Origin of the sequence: Pseudomonas sp. NPDC077186 (assembly GCF_044543505.1) — a bacterium.
Lineage (GTDB): Bacteria > Pseudomonadota > Gammaproteobacteria > Pseudomonadales > Pseudomonadaceae > Aquipseudomonas.
Genome location: NZ_JBITWE010000004.1, coordinates 48,275 through 68,449 on the forward strand (window position 1 = coordinate 48,275; position 20,175 = coordinate 68,449).

A 20,175-nucleotide genomic window follows, 5' to 3' on the forward strand; every position below is an offset into this window, starting at 1 on the left:
CGCGTTAATTGCGAGCCCGGTTGTTTTCAAATGCGAGCCGTTACACGTAGCCACTGGTAAGGTGGTTCTTCTGAGCAGTAAGCCGGCTTCCTAGCAGCGCTGGGGTGTGCCTCACCTCACTGTCCAGAGCTGATCTAACCGTGTGGTATAGCTTGGGCCGAGCATTTCCCGACACATCCCCAGTCAGGAGTCACCGGCACCCCGCCCAGGCGGAGCGTGCCTCGACCCCACTTGGAATTGATCCGATCCATCACCTGCATGACCTTCTCAGAGGCGACGGGCTGTACGGCGGCGATCACGATGTCACGAGAGCGACCGAGCAGATTGTCTCCATGCGCGACAAGGCTGACGCAATCCTAGTGGCGGAAACCGTCAAGAAGATTGAACAACTGGGCGCCACGGCGGCAGGCCGTGGCGAAGCGAAGCGCAGCCCGGCTGTCCGCCTGCAAGGTAGATATGTGCTACTCGACCAGATGCAACGTGGGCCCGCCCCACTGATGCACAAGGGCAAATAGCAGTACCAACCTAGGGCCTTTGCAAGTGCTCCTTTGCCCAGTCAGCGGCGCTCAATGAGCGCCGCTCTTTCCACCTTCAGACCGACAAACAGAGAGCCCTGACAAACGGGAAATCGTGGGCTAACGCGCGAAGTGCGGGCGGTCACTTGCTCGCTTGCAGCGAAACGATCAGCGGACAGCTCACTGTCCCTTGGCTCGCGCAACAGTCATCAACCAGCTGCGCCAAGACCGACTCGATCCGCTGAAGATCCGCGAGTTTCTCACGCACATCCTCAAGCTTCTGCTCGGCGAGCACACGCGCTTCGTCGCAGTGCGCGCCGTCGTCCAGTCGCAACAGTCCGGCCACTTCATCAAGGCTAAAGCCCAGCCGTTGCGCGGACTTCACGAATCTCACCCGTGCGACATCCGCCTCGCCATAGCGGCGAATGCTGCCGTAGGGCTTGTCCGGTTCGGGTAACAGCCCCTTGCGTTGATAGAACCGAATGGTTTCCACGTTAACCCCGGCTGCCTTGGCAAAGGCGCCGATGGTCAGGCTTTCCACCGCGTTGTGCATGCCGCTTGACCCCGTACCTAACTACGGAAATAACCTTAACCCATCGATCAACCACTCGGAAGGATGAACGTATGTCTGAATCGCGAAATGGGCGCGGTGCACTCCTCACTGGAGGTCTGGCGGCAATCCTCGCGTCCACGTGCTGCCTGGGGCCGCTGGTGCTGATCGCCTTGGGCTTCAGCGGTGCCTGGATCGGCAGCCTCACCGTTCTGGAACCTTACCGCCCGTTCTTCATTGGCGCGGCACTGGTTGCGCTGTTCTTCGCTTACCGGCGCATTTTCCGCCCGGCTCAAGTCTGCATACCCGGTGAGGTCTGCGCTGATCCCCAGGTAAGCACCATCTACAAGCTCGTTTTTTGGGTCGTGACGGCCTTGGTGCTGGTCGCGCTCGCTTTCCCCTACATCCTCCCCTTGTTCTACTAATCAGGAGTTGGTCATGAAAAAGCTGCTTGCCGCTCTCGCCCTCATTGCCGTGGTTTCCCCAGTGTGGGCCGCCTCCCAAATCATCACCCTGTCGGTGCCGGGCATGACCTGCGCCGCTTGCCCAATCACGGTGAAGAAAGCGCTGACCAAGGTCGAGGGCGTGACCAAGGCCGAGGTGAGTTATGAGAAGCGCGAAGCCATCGTCACCTTCGACGATGCCAAGACCAGTGCGCAGGCGCTGACCAAGGCGACAGAGGACGCCGGCTACCCGTCCAGCGTCAAGCAATAGGCGGGCATTCCGATGGCAAATTCTTTCAATCTGTTCACACGGATCGGTGACAAAGCCGGTTCCGTCGGCGTGCTGGTTTCCGCCATAGGTTGCGCCTCGTGCTTTCCCGCCCTTGCCAGCCTGGGCGCCACGATCGGACTGGGCTTTTTGAGCCAATGGGAAGGCCTGTTCATCACCACGCTGTTGCCGTTGTTTGCCGGCGTGGCTCTGCTCGTCAATGCCCTCGGCTGGTTCAGTCACCGGCAGTGGCGACGCGCTGCGCCTGGCCTGATCGGCCCGGCCCTGGTGCTGGTAGCGGTGTTTTTGATGCTGGCTCACGGCTGGCGGAGCGGCTGGCTGCTCTATATCGGCCTGGCCGTCATGTTTGGGGTGTCCATCTGGGACTTCGTGTCGCCCGCGCACCGCCGTTGCTCCCCGGCGTCCTGTCCGACGCCGCCAAACCAGTGAACCTGACAAGAGACGATTCAATGAGTAACGTTATGACCGAACTGAAAATCATTGGCATGACCTGCGCATCCTGTGTCGTGCATGTGAAAGAGGCCTTGGAGAAGATTCCGGGCGTGCATCGGGCGGATGTTTCCTACGCCAGTGGGAGGGCCGAATTGAAGGTCGACGAGGCCGTAAGCCGTGAACAAATGCAGGCCGCCGTCGAGGCCCTGGGGTATCGAGCGGCGTTCGAAGACATCACGCTACCTACCCGTCCCGGCCTGCTCGATAAGGCACGGGGCTGGCTGAGCGGTGGCACTGACGCCGGGAAAGAGGGTGACAGGCTTCACGTGGCGGTTATCGGCAGTGGTGGCGCCGCCATGGCGGCCGCGCTCAAGGCGGTAGAAAGGGGGGCCCGCGTCACCCTGATCGAGCGCGGCATCATCGGCGGCACCTGCGTCAACGTCGGCTGCGTGCCCTCCAAGATCATGATTCGCGCCGCGCACGTGGCCCATCTGCGCCGCGAAAGTCCGTTTGATGGCGGACTGCCCGCCACGCCGCCGCTTGTCTTGCGCGAACGGTTGCTCGCCCAGCAACAGGGTCGTGTCGACGAACTGCGCCACGCCAAGTACGAAGGCATTCTGGAAAGCACCCCAGCCATCACCGTGCTGCGTGGCTCCGCCCGCTTCCAGGACAGCCACACGCTCAGTGTGGAACTGGTCGAGGGGGGCGAGCGCATCGTGACCTTCGACCGCTGCCTGATTGCCACCGGCGCCAGTGCGGCCGTGCCGCCGATTCCCGGACTGCAAGATACCCCCTTTTGGAACTCGGAAAAGGCGCTGGCAAGCAGCAGTATTCCGCAACGGCTCGCCGTGATCGGCTCATCCGTGGTGGCCTTGGAGCTGGCGCAAGCCTTTGCCCGGCTGGGTAGCCGCGTCACCATCCTGGCGCGCAACTCGCTGTTCTTCCGTGAAGATCCGGCCATCGGCGCAGCGCTGACGGCGGCCTTCCGCCTGGAGGGCATCGAAGTGCTGGAACAGACGCAAGCCAGCCAGGTGGCCCATGCCAACGGCGAGTTCGTGCTGACCACCAAGCACGGTGAAGTGCGGGTCGACCAACTGCTCGTCGCCACCGGACGCACGCCCAACACCCACGGCCTGAACCTGGAAGCGGCCGGCGTGCAGCTGGATGAACGCGGTGCCATCCAGATCGACCAGGGCATGCGCAGCAGCAAAGCGGATATTTATGCGGCCGGCGACTGCACCAACCAGCCGCAGTTCGTCTATGTCGCGGCGGCGGCCGGCAATCGCGCGGCGATCAACATGACCGGCGGCGAGGCAATGCTCAATCTCGACACCATGCCGGCCGTGGTGTTCACCGATCCGCAGGTGGCCACCGTCGGCTTCAGCGAAGCGGAAGCGCACCAAGCCGGCCTCGAAACCGACAGCCGCACCTTGACCCTGGACAACGTGCCGCGCGCTCTGGCGAACTTTGACACACGGGGGTTCATCAAGCTGGTCGCCGAAACGGGCTCGGGCCGACTGCTGGGCGTGCAGGCAGTGACCCCGGAAGCGGGCGAGCTGATTCAGACGGCCGCCCTCGCCATCCGCGCCCGGATGACGGTGCAGGAACTAGCCGACCAATTGTTCCCCTACCTGACCATGGTCGAGGGCCTGAAGCTCGCGGCGCAAACCTTCAGTAAGGACGTGAAGCAATTGTCCTGCTGCGCCGGGTAAAGAATGCGAGGTGCAAACATGAACATTAAGACTAATGAACTCGGCAGGGGTGACAGCCTGCGCCAGACATGGCAGGTGATCAGCTTCTGGGGGCTGCCTGCCGTTGTCGCGACGCTAACCATTCTTCTGGCAGATCGACACCCCACGCTATTCCTGGCCGCAAGCGCCGCGCTGGCGGTGATGGGTGGCGCCTGCCTGGTCAATGCCGCACGCTGCCGCCGACTTCACTGCTACCTCACGGCGCCGTACTTCCTGTTGCTCGCGCTCGGCGGGCTGCTGGCTTATGGCTTCGACCCGCATGGCGAGCAGTTCTCCAGACTGTGGCTATTGCTGGCACTGGGGGCGGCACCCTTGCTCATCTGGCTGCCCGAGCGCCTGGCCGGCCGAAAGTACCTTGGCGCTCCAGGGTGCGGAGAAGGCCGGGAGTGTCGGTGATGTAGGCCCTCTCAGCAGCCCTGATTGGCCGGGAACGCTTCGGTCTCCGTAATAGTGCTGCGAGCCAAGGACGTTATGCGAGGACTCCGTGTGCTTTTCGGTTTCGCCTGCTCTTCCGAACAACCGAACGACTCCAGCCGACAACAGATGTGCACGCTCATGAAGTTCATTCAAAGTTTTTTGGGGCCTCGCGGCCCCAGGGACACGACATTCGAGGCGGGCAGCTAGTTGGCCGCATGGGGGTGGGTCGGACTGAAAAGCCCTGATTTAGGCTGCGAAGGACGAAAAATTGTTAGCGTAACAATATCGTTAAATATCAATATGTTATGCACTACTAACTGTTAGCGTCATTCAGATACAACGACGGCTGTGTGGTGAGCCGCAGCAACGAGGCCAAGGCGCTAGGCATTGGCATGGGCGAGCCGTTTTTCAAGATCCGCGACCTGGTGCAGACGCACGACGTGCTGGCGTTCAGCAGCAACTATGCGCTGTACGGCGACGTTTCCGCCCGGGTGGTGCGGGTGCTGCGCGAGCTGGCGCCGCGGCTGGAGGTGTATTCCATCGACGAGAGCTTTCTCGACCTTGCCGGGCTTGGCCGCCCGCTGGCGGGCTACGGGCGGTACATTCGCGCGGAGGTGCAGCGGCTGACGGGCATGCCGGTGGGGGTGGGCATCAGCACCACGAAGACGCTGGCCAAGCTGGCCAACTGGGCCGCCAAGCGGCGCAGCCAGAGCGGGGTGGTGGTGGCCACGCGCCCTGAGCAGCAGGCGGCGTTGCTCAAGGATGCACCGCTGGGCGAGGTGTGGGGCGTGGGGCGCAAGCTGCAGGCGCACTTGGGCGCTCTGGGCGTAAAAACCGCCTGGGATCTGGCGCAGCAGGACGCCTGGACGATGCGCAAGCAGTTCTCGGTGGCGCTGGAGAAGACCATCCGCGAGCTGCGCGGCGAGGCGTGCTTCGCCCTGGACGAGGGGCCGGAGCCGAAGCAGATGATCACCTGCAGCCGCAGCTTCTCGCGCCGGGTGACGGAGCTGGCGCCGCTGCGCGAGGCGGTGGCCAGCTACGCCTGCCGCGCTGCGGAGAAGCTGCGCGTGCAGGGCGATGTGTGCCAACTGCTGCAGGTGTATATCCGCACCGGGGTGTTCAACCCGGACGAGCCGCGCTACGCGCGCACCGCCAGCGTGCCGCTGCACACGCCGAGCAACGACTCGCGCGACCTGGTGCAGGCGGCGCTGGCCGGGCTGGAGGGTATCTACCGGCCCGGCTACCGGTACCAGAAAGCCGGGGTGATGCTGATGAACCTGGTCAGCCCCGGGCAGGTACAGGCCGACCTGTTCGCCCCGACGCCGCGGCCGCGCAGCGCGGCGTTAATGGCAACCGTGGACAGGATCAACGCCAACATGGGCCGCGGCACCGTGCGCCTGGCGCGGGTACCGGCGCTGGGCGGCTGGTCGATGAAGCAGGAGCTGCGTTCGCCGGGGTATACCTGCCGCTGGGGCGAGCTGCCAAGGGTACGTTAGAACATGAACAGTTGCGGATGTCGCCTTGGCTGACAGCGACCTACCAGGCGTACCAAGGATAAAGGACGGGGTGATGGTCCCACTATCATTGAGTCAGTTGCTGCCGGTCGTGACAGGCCGAAGTCGAACCACAGCTACCGGTAGCAGTAGGCATCAACCGGCCAAAGCAGCCTCCTGGATATTTACCGAAGCGGGGGTAGTCCACTAGCTTGGCTAATCGCGTCCATACAGCGCGTCACACACCAAATCTTCAGAATCTCATCTCCACCATGCACAGTAGGCGAATAGTCGCCTCTTAAGCGGCCAATACAGTTCGGTTGGGCTATAAAGACTCCCAGGTTGGCGTCCAGAGCCAAGCAACCATTTGACCTACACGAGGAAGGAACCGCATGGCCCTTAGTGACTATTGGAAGGGACCTGAGCACCGGCGGCGAGCCGATGATCTTGACCTGCAACTGACTGATCTTCAGGCGCGCTATCAGCAACTTCAGGCACTCACTAGGCAGATCGGCGCCATGGAAGTCGTAGAGGTCCAGAATCTGATCGCTCAGGAGAAAAGAAAGCTGGAGGCCGTGCACCAGGAGGTTCAGCGCGCTGTGCAAGATGCATCTGCGCTCACGCAACGCTCTTCTGACTTGCAGAGAGAGATCCTCGTCTGGGAAGAGACACTGCTTCTTGAAAGCTTTGCGCTCTATGAACCCAAGTTCAAGTTGAACTCCAGCCATGAGTACAAAGCTCGACTGGTCAAGGTTCGCGAGCAGCAGAAAGCCTTAATCAAAAGTGGAACGGCCGCGAGTGGAAACACCAACTGGGAGGTGAATGGGAGCAATGTAGAAGGCCGGAAACTGGTCAACGACATGATCAAGTTGGTGCTCCGATCATTCAACAACGAAGCTGACTACTGCGTCGACAACGTAAAGTTCGACAACGTAGAACTAGGCGAAAAGCGCATTCTCAAGTCCTTCGAAACCTGCAACCGTCTTGGCAGGGTGATGTCCGTCGAGCTATCGCGGAAGTACCTGAGCCTCAAGATTGACGAGCTGCACCTTGCCCATGAGTTCCAGATCAAGAAGCAGGAGGAAAAGGAAGAAGCCAAGCGCGCTCGAGAAGAGCTGCGGGAACAGCAGAAGCTAGAGCAGGAAATTCGCGCCGCTCGGGAGAAGATCGCTAAGGAGCGCAAACACTTCGCGACCGCAATGCGCGAGCTGCAGGCTCGCCTGGACAAGGCACAGTCTGAGGAGGAGCGCGCGCCGCTTGTGGCTAAGTTGGCAGAGATTGAAGCGGGTCGCACTGCACTGGAGAGCGAAGAGAAGCTTATCGATTATCGCGAACAGAACGCCAAAGCTGGCTACGTTTATGTGATCTCCAACGTCGGGGCTTTTGGGGAAGGAATTTACAAGATCGGTATGACCCGCCGCCTGGAGCCAATGGAGCGAGTCGATGAGTTAGGTGATGCGTCGGTGCCGTTCTGGTTTGACGTGCATGCGATGGTCTTCTCGGATAACGCCCCAGCATTGGAAGCAAAGCTTCATGAACGTTTTGCGGCCGGTCGGTTAAACAAGGTTAACGGGCGCAAGGAGTTCTTCCGTGCCGATATCGCTGAAATAGAGGCGGTCATTCGAGAAAACTACGATGCTGCTGTCGAGGTCACCCACGAAGCTCCAGCAGAGCAGTATCGAGAAAGCCTACGGATGGAGTTACCCAAGGCTGCGGTTCAGCGATTAGAACCAGCTGCCGCACAGAGATGAATCCCCCGATTTCGTAGATACCTTCAAGTCTCAAATGAACGTCCGTTAATCCACTGCATGCCCAGCCGTTTTTGGCCGAGAGCAGGCAAAAAAGTTCCTCCATATTCGACTTAACAACCCGCGCCGATATCTAGCTGGTTCTTAAAGCAGCCTTGGCAGGGGTCGAGTGTCACAAGTATACTGCTGTGTGTGCTTTTCCATTAACAAGGCCTATCTAATGTCCAAGCTCGCAGAATTCAAAGCCCTTGAAGCCCAGCTCGCCGCTCAACTCAAGCAACTCGATGCTCTGAAGAACGATGGCGAATTGAAGCGCGAAATCGAATTCGAGGAAAAACTCCGCGCTCTGATGGAAGATTACGGTGTAAACCTGCGTGGCATCATTGCTCTTCTGGATCCGCAAGCAAATCAGACTTCTATCTCTGCTCCGGCTGTGCGTGGCCAGCGCCGTGAGCGACAGGTCAAGGTCTATAAGAACCCAGATACCGGTGAGGTTGTTGAGACCAAAGGCGGAAACCACAAAGTGCTGAAGGCCTGGAAAGAGCAGTACGGCGCTCAGACGGTAGACGGGTGGCTGCAATAAGGCTGAATCCTTAGAGACGAAAAGCCAGGCATTGCCTGGCTTTTCTTTGTGGGGTTACCGCTCCAATAGGTGGGAGTATGCGAGCAGCCAAGATCCCCTTTGGTGAGCGCGACGGCGTTCTGTTGCGGGCCTTCGAGGTTGCGAACGGGCTCGCGTGTGACTGTGTCTGTCCGGGGTGCCGGAAGCCGTTGAACGCCGCCAACCGGGGCCAAAAGGTCATCCCCCATTTCCGGCATGCCCAGGCCGAAGACTGCGTTCGTGGGTACAAGGACGGGGTGCGCCGCGCGGCGGTCGCCCTGATTGGCGCTCAGCAGCGTCTGACGCTCCCAGCCTTCTCCCGCCAAATCAGTGCCACGACCAACTCTGGGCACACCCTGCTGCGCGACGTCACTTTTCAGCCGGCGGCCATCACCGCCGACTCGGTGGAGAGGTTCGTGGATCTCGGTGAGGTAGTGGCACACGCCGTTATCACCGCAGGCGGGCGCCAGCTGATCGTGCGAATCAAGGTATCGCCCCGGGCTGAGCACGAGCGGTACCAGCGTCTAGCTCACATCGCCGCTTCCTCGATAGAAGTAGACCTCAGTGGACTCAGCCTTGAGCAGATCAATGACCCGGCAACATTCGAGCGCGCGGTTCTGTCCGACCCAAAGACCAAGTCCTGGATTCGTTCTCTGCGCGGAGAAATGCTGGCACAGCGTGCTGCCAATGACTTGGCGGCTGATGTCGTCGCTTACAACGCCCAGTGGGAGCAAGAGCGGGGTCGCCTGCAGGCGATCGAGGACGCGCGCCGAGTAGAGCAGGAGGCCAAGGTCACCACACATGCTAACGCGCTCGCGGCGCACAGGGAGGCCCAGTTGGCGGCTGCCGCAGTCCAGCGTGACGCGGACACCTTTGCCAAGAATGGTCGGGGCGCTCGCCAGCGACGCGAGGATCTCATTGTGGACCAGATTCTTCGCGCGGCCCAAGAGTGGGGCGGGCAGGCCGTCGAATGCTCGGCGTGCTGCCTGCTGAGCCAGCCGGGCGCGCAGTTCTGCCTGTACTGTGCCAGTGAGAGCAGCACAATGTCCCGCATCCTGGTGCCGGCTGATGTCGCAACCACCATCCACCTACGCATGCGCTGCTCAGCCAAGCCAGAGCGCTCGCTGCGACTAGCACCAACCCTGCTGGTTCAGCCCGCCCCATTCACGAGGGACTGAACCAGATCACGAGTCAAAGGATTGATCGGGCTGTTCATGGTGTCGCTCCTGTCGAAAAAGACGGAGGGACATGGCCCCCAAGGGACGCATGCCCCTCGTGGGCTGGGAAAAAGGGGAGGCTGAGAGCGGCAGGCTCACCAGCCGTCGTAGTGCAGAAACAGCTCGGCGATGACCTTGCGGCGCTCCAGATCGAGACCGCCGAGATCGGCAAGCCCCTCGAACTGGCAGCGTTTGAGCATCGCACCGCCTTCACTGGCGTTGTAAAAGCTGACCATCGCGGCAAGGAACAGCCGTTGGCCGCTGCTCAGCACGCCCAGGGCCTCGTTGAGACGCTGCACGTTTGGTCGCAGCTCCCACTTGCTCGTGGCCTGCTGCAGCCCGGCACGAGTGCCATCGCCGAACCACTCGGCACCGGCGATTTGGACACCGCGTTTCCAGGCCTGTAGAAATGCCGCGGGGGCATTGTCGAAATGCAGCATTTCACGCGCGATCTGATCAAGGACGTCTGGGGGTAAGGACTGATTCATGATGGTCTCCCGATGGGTAGGCTTCAGGGATGGAGGCGCTGCTGCCAGTGCCCTGTGCTCAGGGCCTGTTCTGCAGCTTCGTATGAGCGGAAGTACTCGACGGATTCACGCGAGACCGGCTCGCTGTCGTCGGCAGTGCCGATGAAGTAGCCGGCGGCGCTGTGGCGTACTTGCAGGGGCAGGCGTTTGCCCGCGTAGGTCAGGGCCAGATAACCGATAGATTCGGTCCGGGCCTGAGTAGTGATGGGTGATGCGGGAGGGGCATGGGACATGGAAGAGCCTCCTGACAGAGATGGAGCACCGACGCCTGGCCGGCGTTCGTCCGCAAGGCGGTGCGGAGCGGACTGGTTGGGGCGGCGCGGAGGGTTCCGCGGTGCAGCCGAGGCCCCGTGCTGCGGGCATGGTGTCGACCGGGGTCGACGACGCATGGGGGCAGCTTCGAGCGGCGAGGGGAGGTGAGTCAGCGGGAAATGGGAAACCGGCGGCCTCCAGATTTTGTGGGCGGCCGGAGCACTCGCGTTTGAACCGCAGGGAAAAGCGTCGGTTGTCAGTCGGGCTGGAGGGGGCGGCTAGTTCAGTCGACGGTTCGGCAACGATGCGCCGACGCACTGGGAGGGCAGGAGAAAAGGAGCCGAAGGCCTGGGCCTTCGGCTGCAGAGAAAGACACCACCTGTGCGCTGAGGTAGGGCGTGGCCGTCGTCAAAGCCATCCGCTGTCGCAGCGATTGCACTCGACCCTTGTCGTGGCTGGGGCCGACATCCTTTGGCACGCATCCGCGCACAAAAGGAGCCCGTTGTTTCGCCGGTGGGCGCCGGCACTGAATACCATTCGACCCGAAGGGTCTCCTGCTGCCTCGCACCGTCTTCCACGCTAGGCAACTGGAGACCCTTCATTGCGACACTCAGCCGATCAAATTGTCCGGGCATTACGGACGCTGGATGAATCAGCCTTCCCGTCGACCCAGCGGCTCGCAGGTGACGGGCACGCATTGCAGAAGGAGAGGCGTGCTGGGTTCCCCGCGGGCGCGAGGTGTGCGCATCGACCGTGGTCGATACGATGGGAGACGAACCTACGAGCTATTTCGGGATCTGCCGCGGTTTTCGTGAGGTGCTGCGCTTGGCGCTGGCCTGCCGGCCAGACTGGACGGACAGGGTGCCTGTGCAATCGGGATAGCGGCAGCAGGACCAGAACGGGCCGCTCTTGCCGGTGCGTTGGCGTGTGGCGCTGCCGCACCGCGGGCAGGCGGGGCCTTCGGGGAGTTTGATGGCCAGGGTGACCGAGCGGTACTGCTGCACCAGTTGGATGATCCACATGGATTGCTTGGCGACGAAGGTTTCCAGCGTCATCTCGCCAGCTTCGATCATGTCCAGGGCCTGCTCCCAGACCGCGGTCGTACCGGGATCGGTGATGGCTGCCGGCACCGCATCGATCAGTGTGCATGCCGCGTCAGAGGCGCGCACGGCGCGACCTTTCTTGAGCAGGTAGCCGCGCTCGAGCAGGCCTTTGATGATGCTGGCACGGGTGGCTTCGGTGCCAATGCCGGTGGTTTCTTTCAGCTTTTGCTTCAACCGCGGGTCGGTGACCAGCTTGGCGACGCCTTTCATGGCCTGGATCAGATCGCCTTGGGTATAGGGCTTTGGTGGCTGGGTCTTGAGGGCTTTCAGATCGACGTGTTCGACCTGGCAGGACAGGCCTTCGTGCAGCGCCGGCAACACCTGGCTTCGCGGTGCTGTTTCGCCATCGGCGTTGTCCGCTTCCGGGACGGCCAGCACCTGGTGCCAGCCGGGGATGATCACCTGCTTGCCAACGGCTTGTAGATGCTGCTCGCCGCAGCGCAACTGCGCCGTCGTGCGGTCGAACTCGTGATGCGGCAGAAACTGCGCGAGGTAGTGCGCGCGGATCAGTTGGTAGACCGCCAGCTCCTTGTCGCTCATGGCCGCCAGGTTGGCCGGCTCCAGCGTCGGGATGATGCCGTGGTGGGCCGACACCCTGCTGTCGTTCCAGGCGCGTGAACGCTGAGTCCGGTCGAGCAGCTCCAGCAGTGGGCGCAGGCTGGGATCGCTGGCGAGCAGGGCCGCGAGTACGGCCGGCACCTCGGCGAACATGCTTTCGGGCAGGTAACCCGAGTCCGAGCGCGGATAGGTCGTCGCCTTGTGCGTCTCGTACAGGGCCTGGGCAAGGTCCAGCGTCTCTTGTACGTCCAGGGCGAGTTGCCGCGAGCACACCTGCTGCAGCGTGCCCAGGTCGAAGGGCAGTGGGGGCGCCTCACGCACGCGCTCCGTTGCCACAGTGACCACCTGGGCGCTGGCGACTGCGCCCAGGCGTTCAGTCGCATGCTGGGCTACCGCCTGCTGCAGGCAGCGGCCGGCCGCATCGCAGCAGTCGTCAGGGGCGACCCAGCTGGCGAGAAAACGGTGCCCGCCTGTCGATAGCCTGACCTCGATGGCCCAGAACGGCACCGAGACGAAGCCTGCGATCTGGCGGTCGCGGCTGACCACCAGGGCCAAGGTCGGGGTCTGCACCCGGCCGACCGAGAGCACGCCGTCGTAGCCGGCCTGACGCCCCAGCAGGGTGAACAGGCGGCTCAGGTTCATGCCGACCAGCCAGTCCGCACGGGAGCGCGCGAGTGCCGCAGCGTACATCGGCAGCGTCTCGCTCGACGGCTTCAGCGCGCCCAGCGCCTTGCGAATGCTTGCGTCGTTGAGCGCCGACAGCCACAGCCGCTGGATGGGGCCGCGATAGCCGCACAGGTCGATGATCTCGCGGGCGATCATCTCGCCTTCGCGGTCGGCGTCGGTGGCGATCACCAGCTCGCTGGTCTGGCTGACCAGCTGTTTGACGATCTTCAATTGTGCAGCGGTTGCGGCCTTCGGCTCGACCCGCCAGCGCTCGGGAATGATCGGCAGTTGCTGAAGCGACCAGCGCTTGTACTGCTCGCCGTAGGCTTCCGGTGGTGCGGCTTCGATCAGGTGGCCGATGCACCAGGTCACGATTACGCCGGTACCGCTGTAGTAGCCGCTACCCCGCTGACCAGCCCCCAGCACGCGGGCGATGTCCTTTCCCTGGGATGGCTTCTCGCAGAGGAACAGGCGCATACGGTCTCCGGGGTGGGGGCATCGAGTGAGCCTCAGCATGGCCATCCGCGTCCTCGACGGCTGTAAACAAGGTGACAGCAGCGGTGCCCCAGTTGTGCGGGGCAGGCATCCTCTCAGGGATATGAGCAGAGTCGGCGGTGTGCCCTCACCCGCAGCTTCGTTCACGGCGGCGCCGGACCTCAGTGGAACTCCCTGGAACTATCCCCCGGGGATAGTTCCAGGGACGTCTTTTGCGGGTTCACTCAGCCGGCTGGGCGGGCTCGGTGGCCGGTTTCGGGCTCAGGGTTACGGCATCGATCCGGTACGGCAGGATGCCGACACGCCGCGCCTCGATCTTGAAGGTCACACGCTCGTTCTCGTCGGCGTCCTCCCACTCATCGCGCACGGTGCGGCCTTCCACCAGGACGCGCATGCCTTTCTGGTACAGCGTTTTCCAGTGCTCGGCCTCGCGGTGCCACAGCTCCACCGGGGCCCAGTAGCCACCGCGGTCGTCATAGCCGTCCTTGGTCGGGATCGGGTTGTCGAAATACACGTTCAGGCGCAACAGCCGCCTGGGTTCGTCATTGCCGCTGGGAAACTCCCTGAACTCCGGCGCAGAACCGATGTTGCCTTCGCCAACAAAGTGCGTGCTCATAGTGACTCCTTGGAACAGGTGGTGTGGATGGAAGCAGCGCTTGCTGGGGCGCGCTGCAGGTAAAGCGATTCAGCCTGGACCAGCTTGCCGGCGCATTCGTGAGCCTGGCGGCCCAGCGTGTGCAGCAGGCTGATCTGCATGTTCAGCACGATGCGCTGCTGCTCCATGGCGAAGAGGTCATCGAGCAGGGTGTCGGGCGTGCTGGCGCTGCCGATCAGCCCCTGCCACAACGCCACGCCCATGGCCGAGCGATCGGGCTTGCGCCAGCGCAGAAAGGTCGTGCCGGCGCCCGTCGTCTGCTGGGCCAGCTCCACCGGCAGCAGGCGGAAGGGATAGGCGTTCGCTTGCCCCAGAACGCGTCGCTGTGCCAGCTCGATCAGCTCATCGCGAAGCCTGTGGCACTGGCTGGCCCACTGGGTAAGTGCCCCCTTACCTTTAAAAGGCTGTAAAAGGCCTTTTAGAGAGGCGGCCTGTTCCAGCTTGAGGAAGTCGGCCTGTTCCAGGGGGTAAAAGCGGCGGGCTGCCACAGCATTCGGAGTCGAGCTCATACCGATGCCTCCTCGTTATCGGCGGAGGTCGCCAGAGAAATATCGCTGCGCTCAGCCTGGGCATCGTCGTCACTGGAATCCGCGGTATCCGGGTGCGCCGAGGCGGCCAACGCCGAGCGCCGGATGATCGGCGGGGCATAGCGCGAGCGCAGCGTGCCTTCGAGTACCTCCTGCGGCAGTTCCCCGAGTTTCTCCAGGGCCGCCCTGGCGGCGGCATTCTTGGCCGCGAAGTCGTCCCGGGTGCAGCCCGAGTAGCGGTACTGCTGCGCCAGCGAGAACAGGCTGCGTAGGGCATGCGCCCCTTCGTTGAGCCAGCGCTCAAGCGTGCTGCGATCGATCAGCGCGGTGTGATGGGCGAGGATCAGCTTGCGCGCCAGGTCGTCGTAATCGGCCAGCAGGTACACGGCGAGGAAGCCGAGCTGCGCGTTGACGAACAGCGGCAACTTCACCGGCTGCACATTCATGTTCTCGCCCAACGACAAGGCCGGCGGCACGTCGGCCAGGGCCTGGTCGACCTGCTCACGCAGCGCTTGCAGGCTGTCCTTGGTCTGCGTCAGCTTGTCCTCGAGCCTCAGCATCCACCAGTCCGAGTAGGGGTCGTCCTGCTCGGCGCCGCGCTTGATCTTGTTGGCGATGGCGATGAAACCGTTCAAGCCGACGATGCCGGGCTTGCCCTCGCTGGCCGCGCGGCCGTGCCAGATGCGCGAGGCGTGATGGGTGTGCAGCGTCAGCGACATGGCACTGCGCAGCGATCCGAGATTCAGTTGCAAGGAGGTGTCGGTGGCCATGGGGACGACTCGCGTGAGAGGAACGAGTCGCCAGCTTGGCCAGCTCGCGGAAGGCGGTCAGTCAACAAAGCGCAGCCGAGGCCAGCCAGCTTTGCCGGGCGGAAGGCTACCTGTTGCAACTATCCCCGGGGGATAGTTCCAGGGAGATCCAGTCGGCAGGCGGACGTTTCGGGTGCAGAGCAGGGCGTGGCTCAGCTCCGGAAGGCGGTGTGTTGCAACTATCCCCGGGGGATAGCTCCAGAGAGAGCCAGGGAGGGTTACTCGACCGTCACTTGGGGTGCAACAGGGCATGCAGTTGGGCCAGGTGCATGTGCACCACATCGGGGTTTGCCGCTCGGGGTACGGGAGGTGGATCGGCGGCGACGGCGTTGCTCTGTCCTTGTCCAGCCCAGGCGTTGAATTCGCCGCGAATGGCCGCCTGGATGATGCCGAACAGATAACCGGCCGGTTTGCGCACCGCGTTGCTGCGACAGCGCGCGGCCCATTCATCGAGCACGGCTTGTCGCTGTTCAACCTGCACTTGCTGCAGGGCCACCAACGCGCCGGCCTGCTGCTCCTCGCGCAGTGCCAGAAAGCACTCAGGCAGACGCAGGTGCTGGTGTTCTCGCGCACGCGGTACTGTACGTACTGCTTTATCTATACGAGTACTAGTACGGTCCCGCTTCGGATTCCGAAGAGGGCCGGTTTTACTGGTGTTCGCGCCTGCTTCGGCATCCGAAGACGGCGGCTCGCCATTCCGAAGAAGGGCGTTTTCACCCTCTTCGGATTCATGACGTGGGCATGCCTGTGGATAACTTTCCCGAGAGCTGACCTCGCCCTGGGCCATGCGCTGCACCAGCACCTGCAGTCGCGTCGGCAACACGCGGCCGCTGAGCAACGGGTCGTTGCAGATGTCCTGAATGGTGCGGTAGCCCACCCGCTGCACCGCCTTGCTGGCATGCTCCAGCGCATGGCTTACCAACCCCAGGTACTCGGGATCGAGTTGCATGGCTTCGAAGGGGGTGAGGGGCTCGTCGTGCAGGACGTACAGATTGCCCTTGATGCGCCCGGTCTTAGGATCGCGCCGGCGGCGCACGAGACTCAGCCAGCGCGTCAGCCGCAGCATCGTCAGTGCCCTCGCTACGGTCTCGTACGACGCCTGCTGCGCGCAGGGCGTCGAGGCCAGGTAGGGACGCAGTTGATCGTAGGTGGGGAACGCCGTCACGCCATCGGCGTTGAGCATGAGCCGGATGATTTGCCAGGCATTGCGCTCCAGCGGGGTCAACCGCGTGTCGAGAAACAGCGCCCGGGGCACGCTTTCATGGCGATTGCCGCTGTAGAGAAAACCATCGCTGGCAGGCGTGTGCTCCGGGTTGGGCGGCAACTGTCGCAGGGCGTCGTCGAGCAGCGTTGAAAGCGCGGCGGAACCTGCCGGCGCGACCATGGCCCTACACCAGGCCTTGGTCGATCCAGCTTGCGATGGCCGCCCAGATCACCGACATGGGCAAGGCGAGGGCTTCGGCCAGATCCATCGTCAGTTCCAGCATGGTGCTGTCGTCATCCAGCGCGATGCCGCGCTCGGTGATGCCGGCCTTCCACTGTTTCCACAGGGCCATTTCCTGCTCTTCATTCAGCACCGGATGCCGTCCCCTGCGCTTGGGCAGGCAAATGATGTCGCGGCGTAGGGCGACTTCCTGATGGGTCAGCCCGTAGAACTTGCTGACCATCTCGGTACTGGCCCCCAGGCGCAGCATGCGATCGATCGTGGCGATCTCCTGCTCGATGTCGTGCATCTGGCTGACCAGGCGCCAGAGGACGGCCGTATTGACCGTCACGGAGCACCAGGGCACCTGGGCATTGGCGAGCAGGCTCACCAGTGCCGGCTGCTTCAGGACGTCCAGTTCCCGCTCGCTGAAACCCATCGACTGGCAACGGCGCAGTTGGCCATTGCGCAGGTCGTGCAGCGCCTGTGCAACCACAGCTTGATTAAGCGGATGAGGTGTCGACATGGTTCCCTCCGGCCTGTTTCAGGGGTTGGCCTTACCTGGATTGGCCTCCAGATCCAACAGCCGGCGTGCCAGCCGGATCAGACGGAACAGCTTGACCAAGCCGTTATCGCTGAGACGGGGTAGGACGCCTGTATCCCTGACGCCGCCTCCCAGCAACAGTGCCCCCAGGTTGTCCTCCAGGCGCATATCACCCTGATCGGGCGCCGCGTTGTAGGGGCGAATCAAGGCGCGTAACAACGCCAACACCACCTGGCCGAAGGCCGGTGGCAACAAGTCCGCGTGGGATGCACTGCAGGTGAAGCCTATGCCGGTCTCGATCGCTTCGATGCAGTCGATCAGCTCGGCTTGCTCGGCGATCTCCTGGGCGAGTTGGGCGATGTGGATGCGCAGGCGATCGGGCGAGTCCAGTCCCGGCTCGATGTACCAGACGTCGCTGATCGGGAACAGCCCGCCGGCTTGCACCGGAATGGCCTGCAACACCCTGTCCGCGAAGGCCGGCAGCGGCTCGCCGGTATGCTCGGCGAGCAAATGCTGGATGCCTTGCAGGCGCTCGGTATTGTCGGCGGGGGAGACGATATGGCCCTGCAGGCGCGCGTCGGGATCATGATCACCGGAAGAAGCGCCTGGCTCGGGTGTCGGCGCTGGGACTAGCGGCGGGGCGGCGTCGTTGTTCGGTTCGGATCCTGAAGCGCCTGCTGCAGTGCCATTGTTCTGAGTGGCATCCGGCGGCGAAGTGACTGCATGCCCAGGTTGAACGACGGTTGCGGTTTCAACCGGCAACTGGGGTGGACTGGTTACCGCCCGCTGGCGGTGCTCGGTGCTGTCGATATCCAGCTCCAGCACGTTGTAGTCGATATCCAGCAGCTCCGACATCTGGCCGATCAGCTCGTCCCGGACGCGGCTGGCGGAGAAACTGTCGGGCTGAACATCGAAGGGGGCGAGGACGTCGTGAAAGAGCGTCTCGAAATCGACGGTCAACGCCTTGCCGCTGGCATGCTTTTCCCAGGTGAGCTCGCAGGCTTTGCGCAATACCGCCAAGCGCTCGACTTGATGCCGGCCCAGGCCGTTGTACAGCACGTTCGGAATGGTCGGCAGCAGGTAGCGCACGGTGTCTTGCATGCGGCTGATGTGCGACTGCTGGATGGGGTAGCCGTCCGTGCTGAGGCGTCGGGCCAGCTCCGACTGCGACAGCGTCTTGCCGCTGTCCAGCTCATAGAGCTCACGGGCCTTTTCAACGCCGAGCGCCCGCTCGATGAACGTCAGGCTGCCGTGCAGTTCGTTCTCCGCCAAATGCCCGGTCAGGGCGACGATCTCGCCGCGTTCCGGCCACGGCCGGAATAGGCAGGGAATGCGGAAGAAGCGCTCATCCTTGGTCTCCGACCACAGCTCGCGCAGGATCGCCAGGCGAGTGTTGCCGCCGTTGCGAATGATGAAGTGCTCGGCACCGGGGCGGCGGGTAATCGGTGGTGGGGCATCCAGGCCCCGCTCACGGATGGAGGTTTTGATTTCGTCGTACAGGGGATTGCGCGTCAGGCGTGGGTCGAGCTCGTAGGGGCGCAGGTCATCGAGCGTGACCACCATCGGCGTGTCGGTCACCGGGTCGCTCAATGCTTGTGCGGCAGGGCCGGTGCGGGAAAACCCCTCAGCCAGCAATTTACCGGCCATTTCCTCAGGCGTGACAGTCGCCATGACGGCCTCCCTACTTGCTTTGGCCCATCCGGTGGCTGATTGTCGTTGAGCGCGTGAAGATTGGCGGCAGGCCTGGCTTCACAAGCTTCAGCTGCCCTGCAGGCGTCCGGCGAACGTGCCAGCCTTCGCGCAGGGCGAACTCGATCAGCGCCACCAACCGCGGTTCTTCACGGCAGCGCTCAGCGGTGCTCGACATGTGACGGCCTCCTGCCGACGCGACCGGTCATGCTGGCAAACGACTCCTGCCACTGGGGCAGCAGCTCACTGGCCAAGGCGCGCATGATCTCCAGCGCCGCCGGCGCCTGACGCCCGCTCGGGCGTCGGTACTCGACCCGGTGCACGGGCAGGCACGCGGTTGCCGCCCGCGGGAAGGCTTCGATCGCCGGCAGTTCGCTGTCCAGAATCCGCACCTCGCTGTGCTCACGAAAGATCAGCCGCAGCGTCTGCTGCACCAACCTGGCGTTCGATGAGACGGCGGGCACGCGATTGAGCAGCAGGTGCAGGGGCGGTGGCTGGATGCCCAGATAGCGGTACGGAGCGATGGCATCGATTAGCTGCAGCGTGCCGCGCTGCAGTTCCCGCGCCGCCAGAATCTCCGGGGTGATTGGCGAGACGGCCAGGTCGGCGGCGAGCAGGGCCATCTCCAGCATGACGCTGCGGGCGCCCTGAGTGTCGATCAACACCAGGTCGTAATGCGGCCGAAACAGCAACATCAGGTTGCGCAACCGCAAGCGCCCATCGGCCGCATGCAGCAACAGCGTACCCAACTGTTGGTGCTGGTCGTTGGACAGCACCACGTCCAGGTTCTGCACGGAGGTCTGGGAGATCAACAGCGGCAGCGACTGCTCATTGAATGCCAGTAGCTCATAGATGCCGCCGGCAGCCTGCTGAGTGAGCGCGTAGTAGGACGACAGCGTCGGCTGGACGTCGAGGTCGATCAGCAGAACCCGTCGACCGGCGTCGGCGACAAAGCCGCCCAGGTTGGCGGCAACGGTCGTCTTACCGACCCCACCTTTGGTCGAAATGATGGCGATCACGTGCATGAGCCGCTCCCCGTCCGTAGTGGATCTGCGTCAAACGCGCTCTTTGAGGCGTTCGCTGATCCAGCAGTCGATTTCGACGGAGTCCCAGCCGACGGCACGAATCCCTAGACGCAAGGCCTTGGGGAACTTGCCTTCCTTCATCAAGTTGTAGATGTGGGCGCGCTTGAAGCCGGTTTTGGCTTCCACTTCGGCCCGACGCAGGATGCGATGCTCGGCAATCGCGGTTTGCTCAGTGGACATCGTGGTCACTCCTTTATGCTTGGTAGCACTCGTAAGGGGTGACAGGCAGTAGAAAGGCGTCACTCCATTGGCGCATCAAACAATCGGATCGTGCTGACCACCTGATTTACAAGAACGGCCCTTGGCCGCTCTAACTTCGCACTGCTGTTTGGCATCCGCCGTCCAGCCGATCCGCAAGGCGGGCACTATTGATAGGGCGTCGGGGG

23 protein-coding genes and 1 pseudogene are annotated in these 20,175 nt (G+C 62.9%); 10 read left to right on the forward strand and 14 right to left on the reverse strand.

Annotation, left to right across the window (positions count from 1 at the left end; all coding sequences use genetic code 11):
• Positions 1–111: 111 nt before the first annotated feature.
• Positions 112–299 (reverse strand): annotated as a pseudogene (locus tag ACIGKL_RS15755) (DUF4113 domain-containing protein); the annotation flags it as partial.
• 33 nt (positions 300–332) lie between these two features.
• On the opposite strand from ACIGKL_RS15755, the gene ACIGKL_RS15760 reads away from it, so the two are divergent.
• Positions 333–515, forward strand: a complete 183-nt coding sequence (locus tag ACIGKL_RS15760) for a hypothetical protein (protein WP_008567184.1) — start codon at positions 333–335, stop codon at positions 513–515.
• A gap of 142 nt (positions 516–657) precedes the next feature.
• On the opposite strand, the gene merR is transcribed toward ACIGKL_RS15760, so the two are convergent.
• A complete protein-coding gene (gene merR, locus ACIGKL_RS15765) occupies positions 658–1,068 on the reverse strand; it encodes an Hg(II)-responsive transcriptional regulator (protein WP_008567182.1) in 411 nt (136 codons plus the stop codon).
• Positions 1,069–1,139: 71 nt separating this feature from the next.
• Here merR and merT point away from each other — a divergent pair, with 71 nt between their 5' ends.
• The 9 genes from merT to ACIGKL_RS15810 all read left to right on the forward strand — a co-directional run bounded on the left by merT (position 1,140) and on the right by ACIGKL_RS15810 (position 9,417).
• The gene (merT, locus tag ACIGKL_RS15770) at positions 1,140–1,490 is read left to right on the forward strand and encodes a mercuric ion transporter MerT (protein WP_008567181.1); all 351 of its coding nucleotides are present in this window, start codon (positions 1,140–1,142) and stop codon (positions 1,488–1,490) included.
• Positions 1,491–1,503: 13 nt separating this feature from the next.
• The gene (merP, locus tag ACIGKL_RS15775) at positions 1,504–1,779 is read left to right on the forward strand and encodes a mercury resistance system periplasmic binding protein MerP (RefSeq protein WP_008567180.1); all 276 of its coding nucleotides are present in this window, start codon (positions 1,504–1,506) and stop codon (positions 1,777–1,779) included.
• A gap of 12 nt (positions 1,780–1,791) precedes the next feature.
• Entirely contained in the window at positions 1,792–2,226 is a 435-nt protein-coding gene (gene merC / locus ACIGKL_RS15780) for an organomercurial transporter MerC (protein ID WP_008567179.1), read from the forward strand.
• A gap of 32 nt (positions 2,227–2,258) precedes the next feature.
• A complete protein-coding gene (gene merA / locus ACIGKL_RS15785; RefSeq protein ID WP_008567178.1) occupies positions 2,259–3,941 on the forward strand; it encodes a mercury(II) reductase in 1,683 nt (560 codons plus the stop codon).
• Between the two features lie 18 nt (positions 3,942–3,959).
• Positions 3,960–4,376, forward strand: coding sequence for a hypothetical protein (locus ACIGKL_RS15790; RefSeq protein WP_008567175.1), 417 nt, complete (start codon positions 3,960–3,962; stop codon positions 4,374–4,376).
• Positions 4,377–4,714: 338 nt separating this feature from the next.
• On the forward strand, positions 4,715–5,893 hold the full coding sequence (gene umuC / locus ACIGKL_RS15795; RefSeq protein WP_397487870.1) for a translesion error-prone DNA polymerase V subunit UmuC: 1,179 nt from the start codon (positions 4,715–4,717) through the stop codon (positions 5,891–5,893).
• Positions 5,894–6,282: 389 nt separating this feature from the next.
• Positions 6,283–7,641, forward strand: coding sequence for a DUF4041 domain-containing protein (locus ACIGKL_RS15800; RefSeq protein ID WP_195882754.1), 1,359 nt, complete (start codon positions 6,283–6,285; stop codon positions 7,639–7,641).
• Between the two features lie 217 nt (positions 7,642–7,858).
• Positions 7,859–8,221, forward strand: a complete 363-nt coding sequence (locus ACIGKL_RS15805; protein WP_143498605.1) for a histone-like nucleoid-structuring protein, MvaT/MvaU family — start codon at positions 7,859–7,861, stop codon at positions 8,219–8,221.
• 188 nt (positions 8,222–8,409) lie between these two features.
• Positions 8,410–9,417 carry a hypothetical protein gene (locus ACIGKL_RS15810; RefSeq protein ID WP_195882755.1) on the forward strand — a complete coding sequence of 336 codons (1,008 nt, stop codon included), beginning with the start codon at positions 8,410–8,412 and terminating at the stop codon, positions 9,415–9,417.
• Positions 9,418–9,551: 134 nt separating this feature from the next.
• Here ACIGKL_RS15810 and ACIGKL_RS15815 read toward each other — a convergent pair whose 3' ends face one another.
• The 12 genes from ACIGKL_RS15815 to ACIGKL_RS15870 all read right to left on the reverse strand — a co-directional run bounded on the left by ACIGKL_RS15815 (position 9,552) and on the right by ACIGKL_RS15870 (position 19,969).
• Positions 9,552–9,944 (reverse strand): hypothetical protein, encoded by a 393-nt coding sequence (locus ACIGKL_RS15815; protein ID WP_143498607.1) that lies wholly within the window; start codon positions 9,942–9,944, stop codon positions 9,552–9,554.
• A gap of 23 nt (positions 9,945–9,967) precedes the next feature.
• Complete coding sequence (locus ACIGKL_RS15820; protein ID WP_143498608.1) at positions 9,968–10,216, reverse strand: hypothetical protein; 249 nt, start codon at positions 10,214–10,216, stop codon at positions 9,968–9,970.
• 804 nt (positions 10,217–11,020) lie between these two features.
• Positions 11,021–13,039 (reverse strand): DNA topoisomerase III, encoded by a 2,019-nt coding sequence (locus tag ACIGKL_RS15825; RefSeq protein ID WP_397487500.1) that lies wholly within the window; start codon positions 13,037–13,039, stop codon positions 11,021–11,023.
• Between the two features lie 238 nt (positions 13,040–13,277).
• The gene (locus tag ACIGKL_RS15830) at positions 13,278–13,673 is read right to left on the reverse strand and encodes a single-stranded DNA-binding protein (protein WP_397487501.1); all 396 of its coding nucleotides are present in this window, start codon (positions 13,671–13,673) and stop codon (positions 13,278–13,280) included.
• A complete protein-coding gene (locus tag ACIGKL_RS15835; RefSeq protein WP_397487502.1) occupies positions 13,670–14,221 on the reverse strand; it encodes a DUF3158 family protein in 552 nt (183 codons plus the stop codon). The genes ACIGKL_RS15830 and ACIGKL_RS15835 overlap by 4 nt, the downstream gene beginning before the upstream one ends.
• Positions 14,218–15,009 (reverse strand): PFL_4669 family integrating conjugative element protein, encoded by a 792-nt coding sequence (locus tag ACIGKL_RS15840; RefSeq protein WP_195882759.1) that lies wholly within the window; start codon positions 15,007–15,009, stop codon positions 14,218–14,220. Before ACIGKL_RS15840 ends, ACIGKL_RS15835 begins: the two co-directional genes overlap by 4 nt.
• A 268-nt stretch (positions 15,010–15,277) precedes the next feature.
• Positions 15,278–16,432 (reverse strand): STY4528 family pathogenicity island replication protein, encoded by a 1,155-nt coding sequence (locus tag ACIGKL_RS15845; protein ID WP_195882760.1) that lies wholly within the window; start codon positions 16,430–16,432, stop codon positions 15,278–15,280.
• A 4-nt stretch (positions 16,433–16,436) separates the two neighbouring features.
• The gene (locus ACIGKL_RS15850) at positions 16,437–16,997 is read right to left on the reverse strand and encodes a DUF2857 domain-containing protein (RefSeq protein WP_031302451.1); all 561 of its coding nucleotides are present in this window, start codon (positions 16,995–16,997) and stop codon (positions 16,437–16,439) included.
• 18 nt (positions 16,998–17,015) lie between these two features.
• Positions 17,016–18,686, reverse strand: coding sequence for a ParB family protein (locus ACIGKL_RS15855; protein ID WP_195882761.1), 1,671 nt, complete (start codon positions 18,684–18,686; stop codon positions 17,016–17,018).
• A 10-nt stretch (positions 18,687–18,696) separates the two neighbouring features.
• Positions 18,697–18,882 (reverse strand): type II toxin-antitoxin system HicA family toxin, encoded by a 186-nt coding sequence (locus ACIGKL_RS15860; RefSeq protein ID WP_195882762.1) that lies wholly within the window; start codon positions 18,880–18,882, stop codon positions 18,697–18,699.
• On the reverse strand, positions 18,866–19,729 hold the full coding sequence (locus ACIGKL_RS15865) for a ParA family protein (protein ID WP_021441652.1): 864 nt from the start codon (positions 19,727–19,729) through the stop codon (positions 18,866–18,868). Before ACIGKL_RS15865 ends, ACIGKL_RS15860 begins: the two co-directional genes overlap by 17 nt.
• Before the next feature lie 30 nt (positions 19,730–19,759).
• Positions 19,760–19,969, reverse strand: a complete 210-nt coding sequence (locus tag ACIGKL_RS15870) for an AlpA family transcriptional regulator (protein ID WP_021441651.1) — start codon at positions 19,967–19,969, stop codon at positions 19,760–19,762.
• Positions 19,970–20,175 lie beyond the last annotated feature (206 nt).

Bases quoted from the DNA above. Each gene is read 5' to 3' on its own strand.
- ACIGKL_RS15865 (WP_021441652.1), bottom strand. From the start codon at position 19,729: ATGCACGTGATCGCCATCATTTCGACCAAAGGTGGGGTCGGTAAGACG.
- ACIGKL_RS15840 (WP_195882759.1), bottom strand. From the start codon at position 15,009: ATGGCCACCGACACCTCCTTGCAACTGAATCTCGGATCGCTGCGCAGT.
- merC (WP_008567179.1), top strand. From the start codon at position 1,792: ATGGCAAATTCTTTCAATCTGTTCACACGGATCGGTGACAAAGCCGGT.
- ACIGKL_RS15830 (WP_397487501.1), bottom strand. From the start codon at position 13,673: ATGAGCACGCACTTTGTTGGCGAAGGCAACATCGGTTCTGCGCCGGAG.
- ACIGKL_RS15845 (WP_195882760.1), bottom strand. From the start codon at position 16,432: ATGGTCGCGCCGGCAGGTTCCGCCGCGCTTTCAACGCTGCTCGACGAC.
- ACIGKL_RS15860 (WP_195882762.1), bottom strand. From the start codon at position 18,882: ATGTCGAGCACCGCTGAGCGCTGCCGTGAAGAACCGCGGTTGGTGGCG.
- ACIGKL_RS15805 (WP_143498605.1), top strand. From the start codon at position 7,859: ATGTCCAAGCTCGCAGAATTCAAAGCCCTTGAAGCCCAGCTCGCCGCT.
- merP (WP_008567180.1), top strand. From the start codon at position 1,504: ATGAAAAAGCTGCTTGCCGCTCTCGCCCTCATTGCCGTGGTTTCCCCA.
- merT (WP_008567181.1), top strand. From the start codon at position 1,140: ATGTCTGAATCGCGAAATGGGCGCGGTGCACTCCTCACTGGAGGTCTG.
- ACIGKL_RS15835 (WP_397487502.1), bottom strand. From the start codon at position 14,221: ATGAGCTCGACTCCGAATGCTGTGGCAGCCCGCCGCTTTTACCCCCTG.
- merR (WP_008567182.1), bottom strand. From the start codon at position 1,068: ATGCACAACGCGGTGGAAAGCCTGACCATCGGCGCCTTTGCCAAGGCA.
- ACIGKL_RS15820 (WP_143498608.1), bottom strand. From the start codon at position 10,216: ATGTCCCATGCCCCTCCCGCATCACCCATCACTACTCAGGCCCGGACC.
- ACIGKL_RS15855 (WP_195882761.1), bottom strand. From the start codon at position 18,686: ATGGCGACTGTCACGCCTGAGGAAATGGCCGGTAAATTGCTGGCTGAG.
- ACIGKL_RS15870 (WP_021441651.1), bottom strand. From the start codon at position 19,969: ATGTCCACTGAGCAAACCGCGATTGCCGAGCATCGCATCCTGCGTCGG.
- merA (WP_008567178.1), top strand. From the start codon at position 2,259: ATGACCGAACTGAAAATCATTGGCATGACCTGCGCATCCTGTGTCGTG.
- ACIGKL_RS15815 (WP_143498607.1), bottom strand. From the start codon at position 9,944: ATGAATCAGTCCTTACCCCCAGACGTCCTTGATCAGATCGCGCGTGAA.
- ACIGKL_RS15825 (WP_397487500.1), bottom strand. From the start codon at position 13,039: ATGCGCCTGTTCCTCTGCGAGAAGCCATCCCAGGGAAAGGACATCGCC.
- ACIGKL_RS15760 (WP_008567184.1), top strand. From the start codon at position 333: ATGCGCGACAAGGCTGACGCAATCCTAGTGGCGGAAACCGTCAAGAAG.
- ACIGKL_RS15850 (WP_031302451.1), bottom strand. From the start codon at position 16,997: ATGTCGACACCTCATCCGCTTAATCAAGCTGTGGTTGCACAGGCGCTG.
- ACIGKL_RS15800 (WP_195882754.1), top strand. From the start codon at position 6,283: ATGGCCCTTAGTGACTATTGGAAGGGACCTGAGCACCGGCGGCGAGCC.
- ACIGKL_RS15790 (WP_008567175.1), top strand. From the start codon at position 3,960: ATGAACATTAAGACTAATGAACTCGGCAGGGGTGACAGCCTGCGCCAG.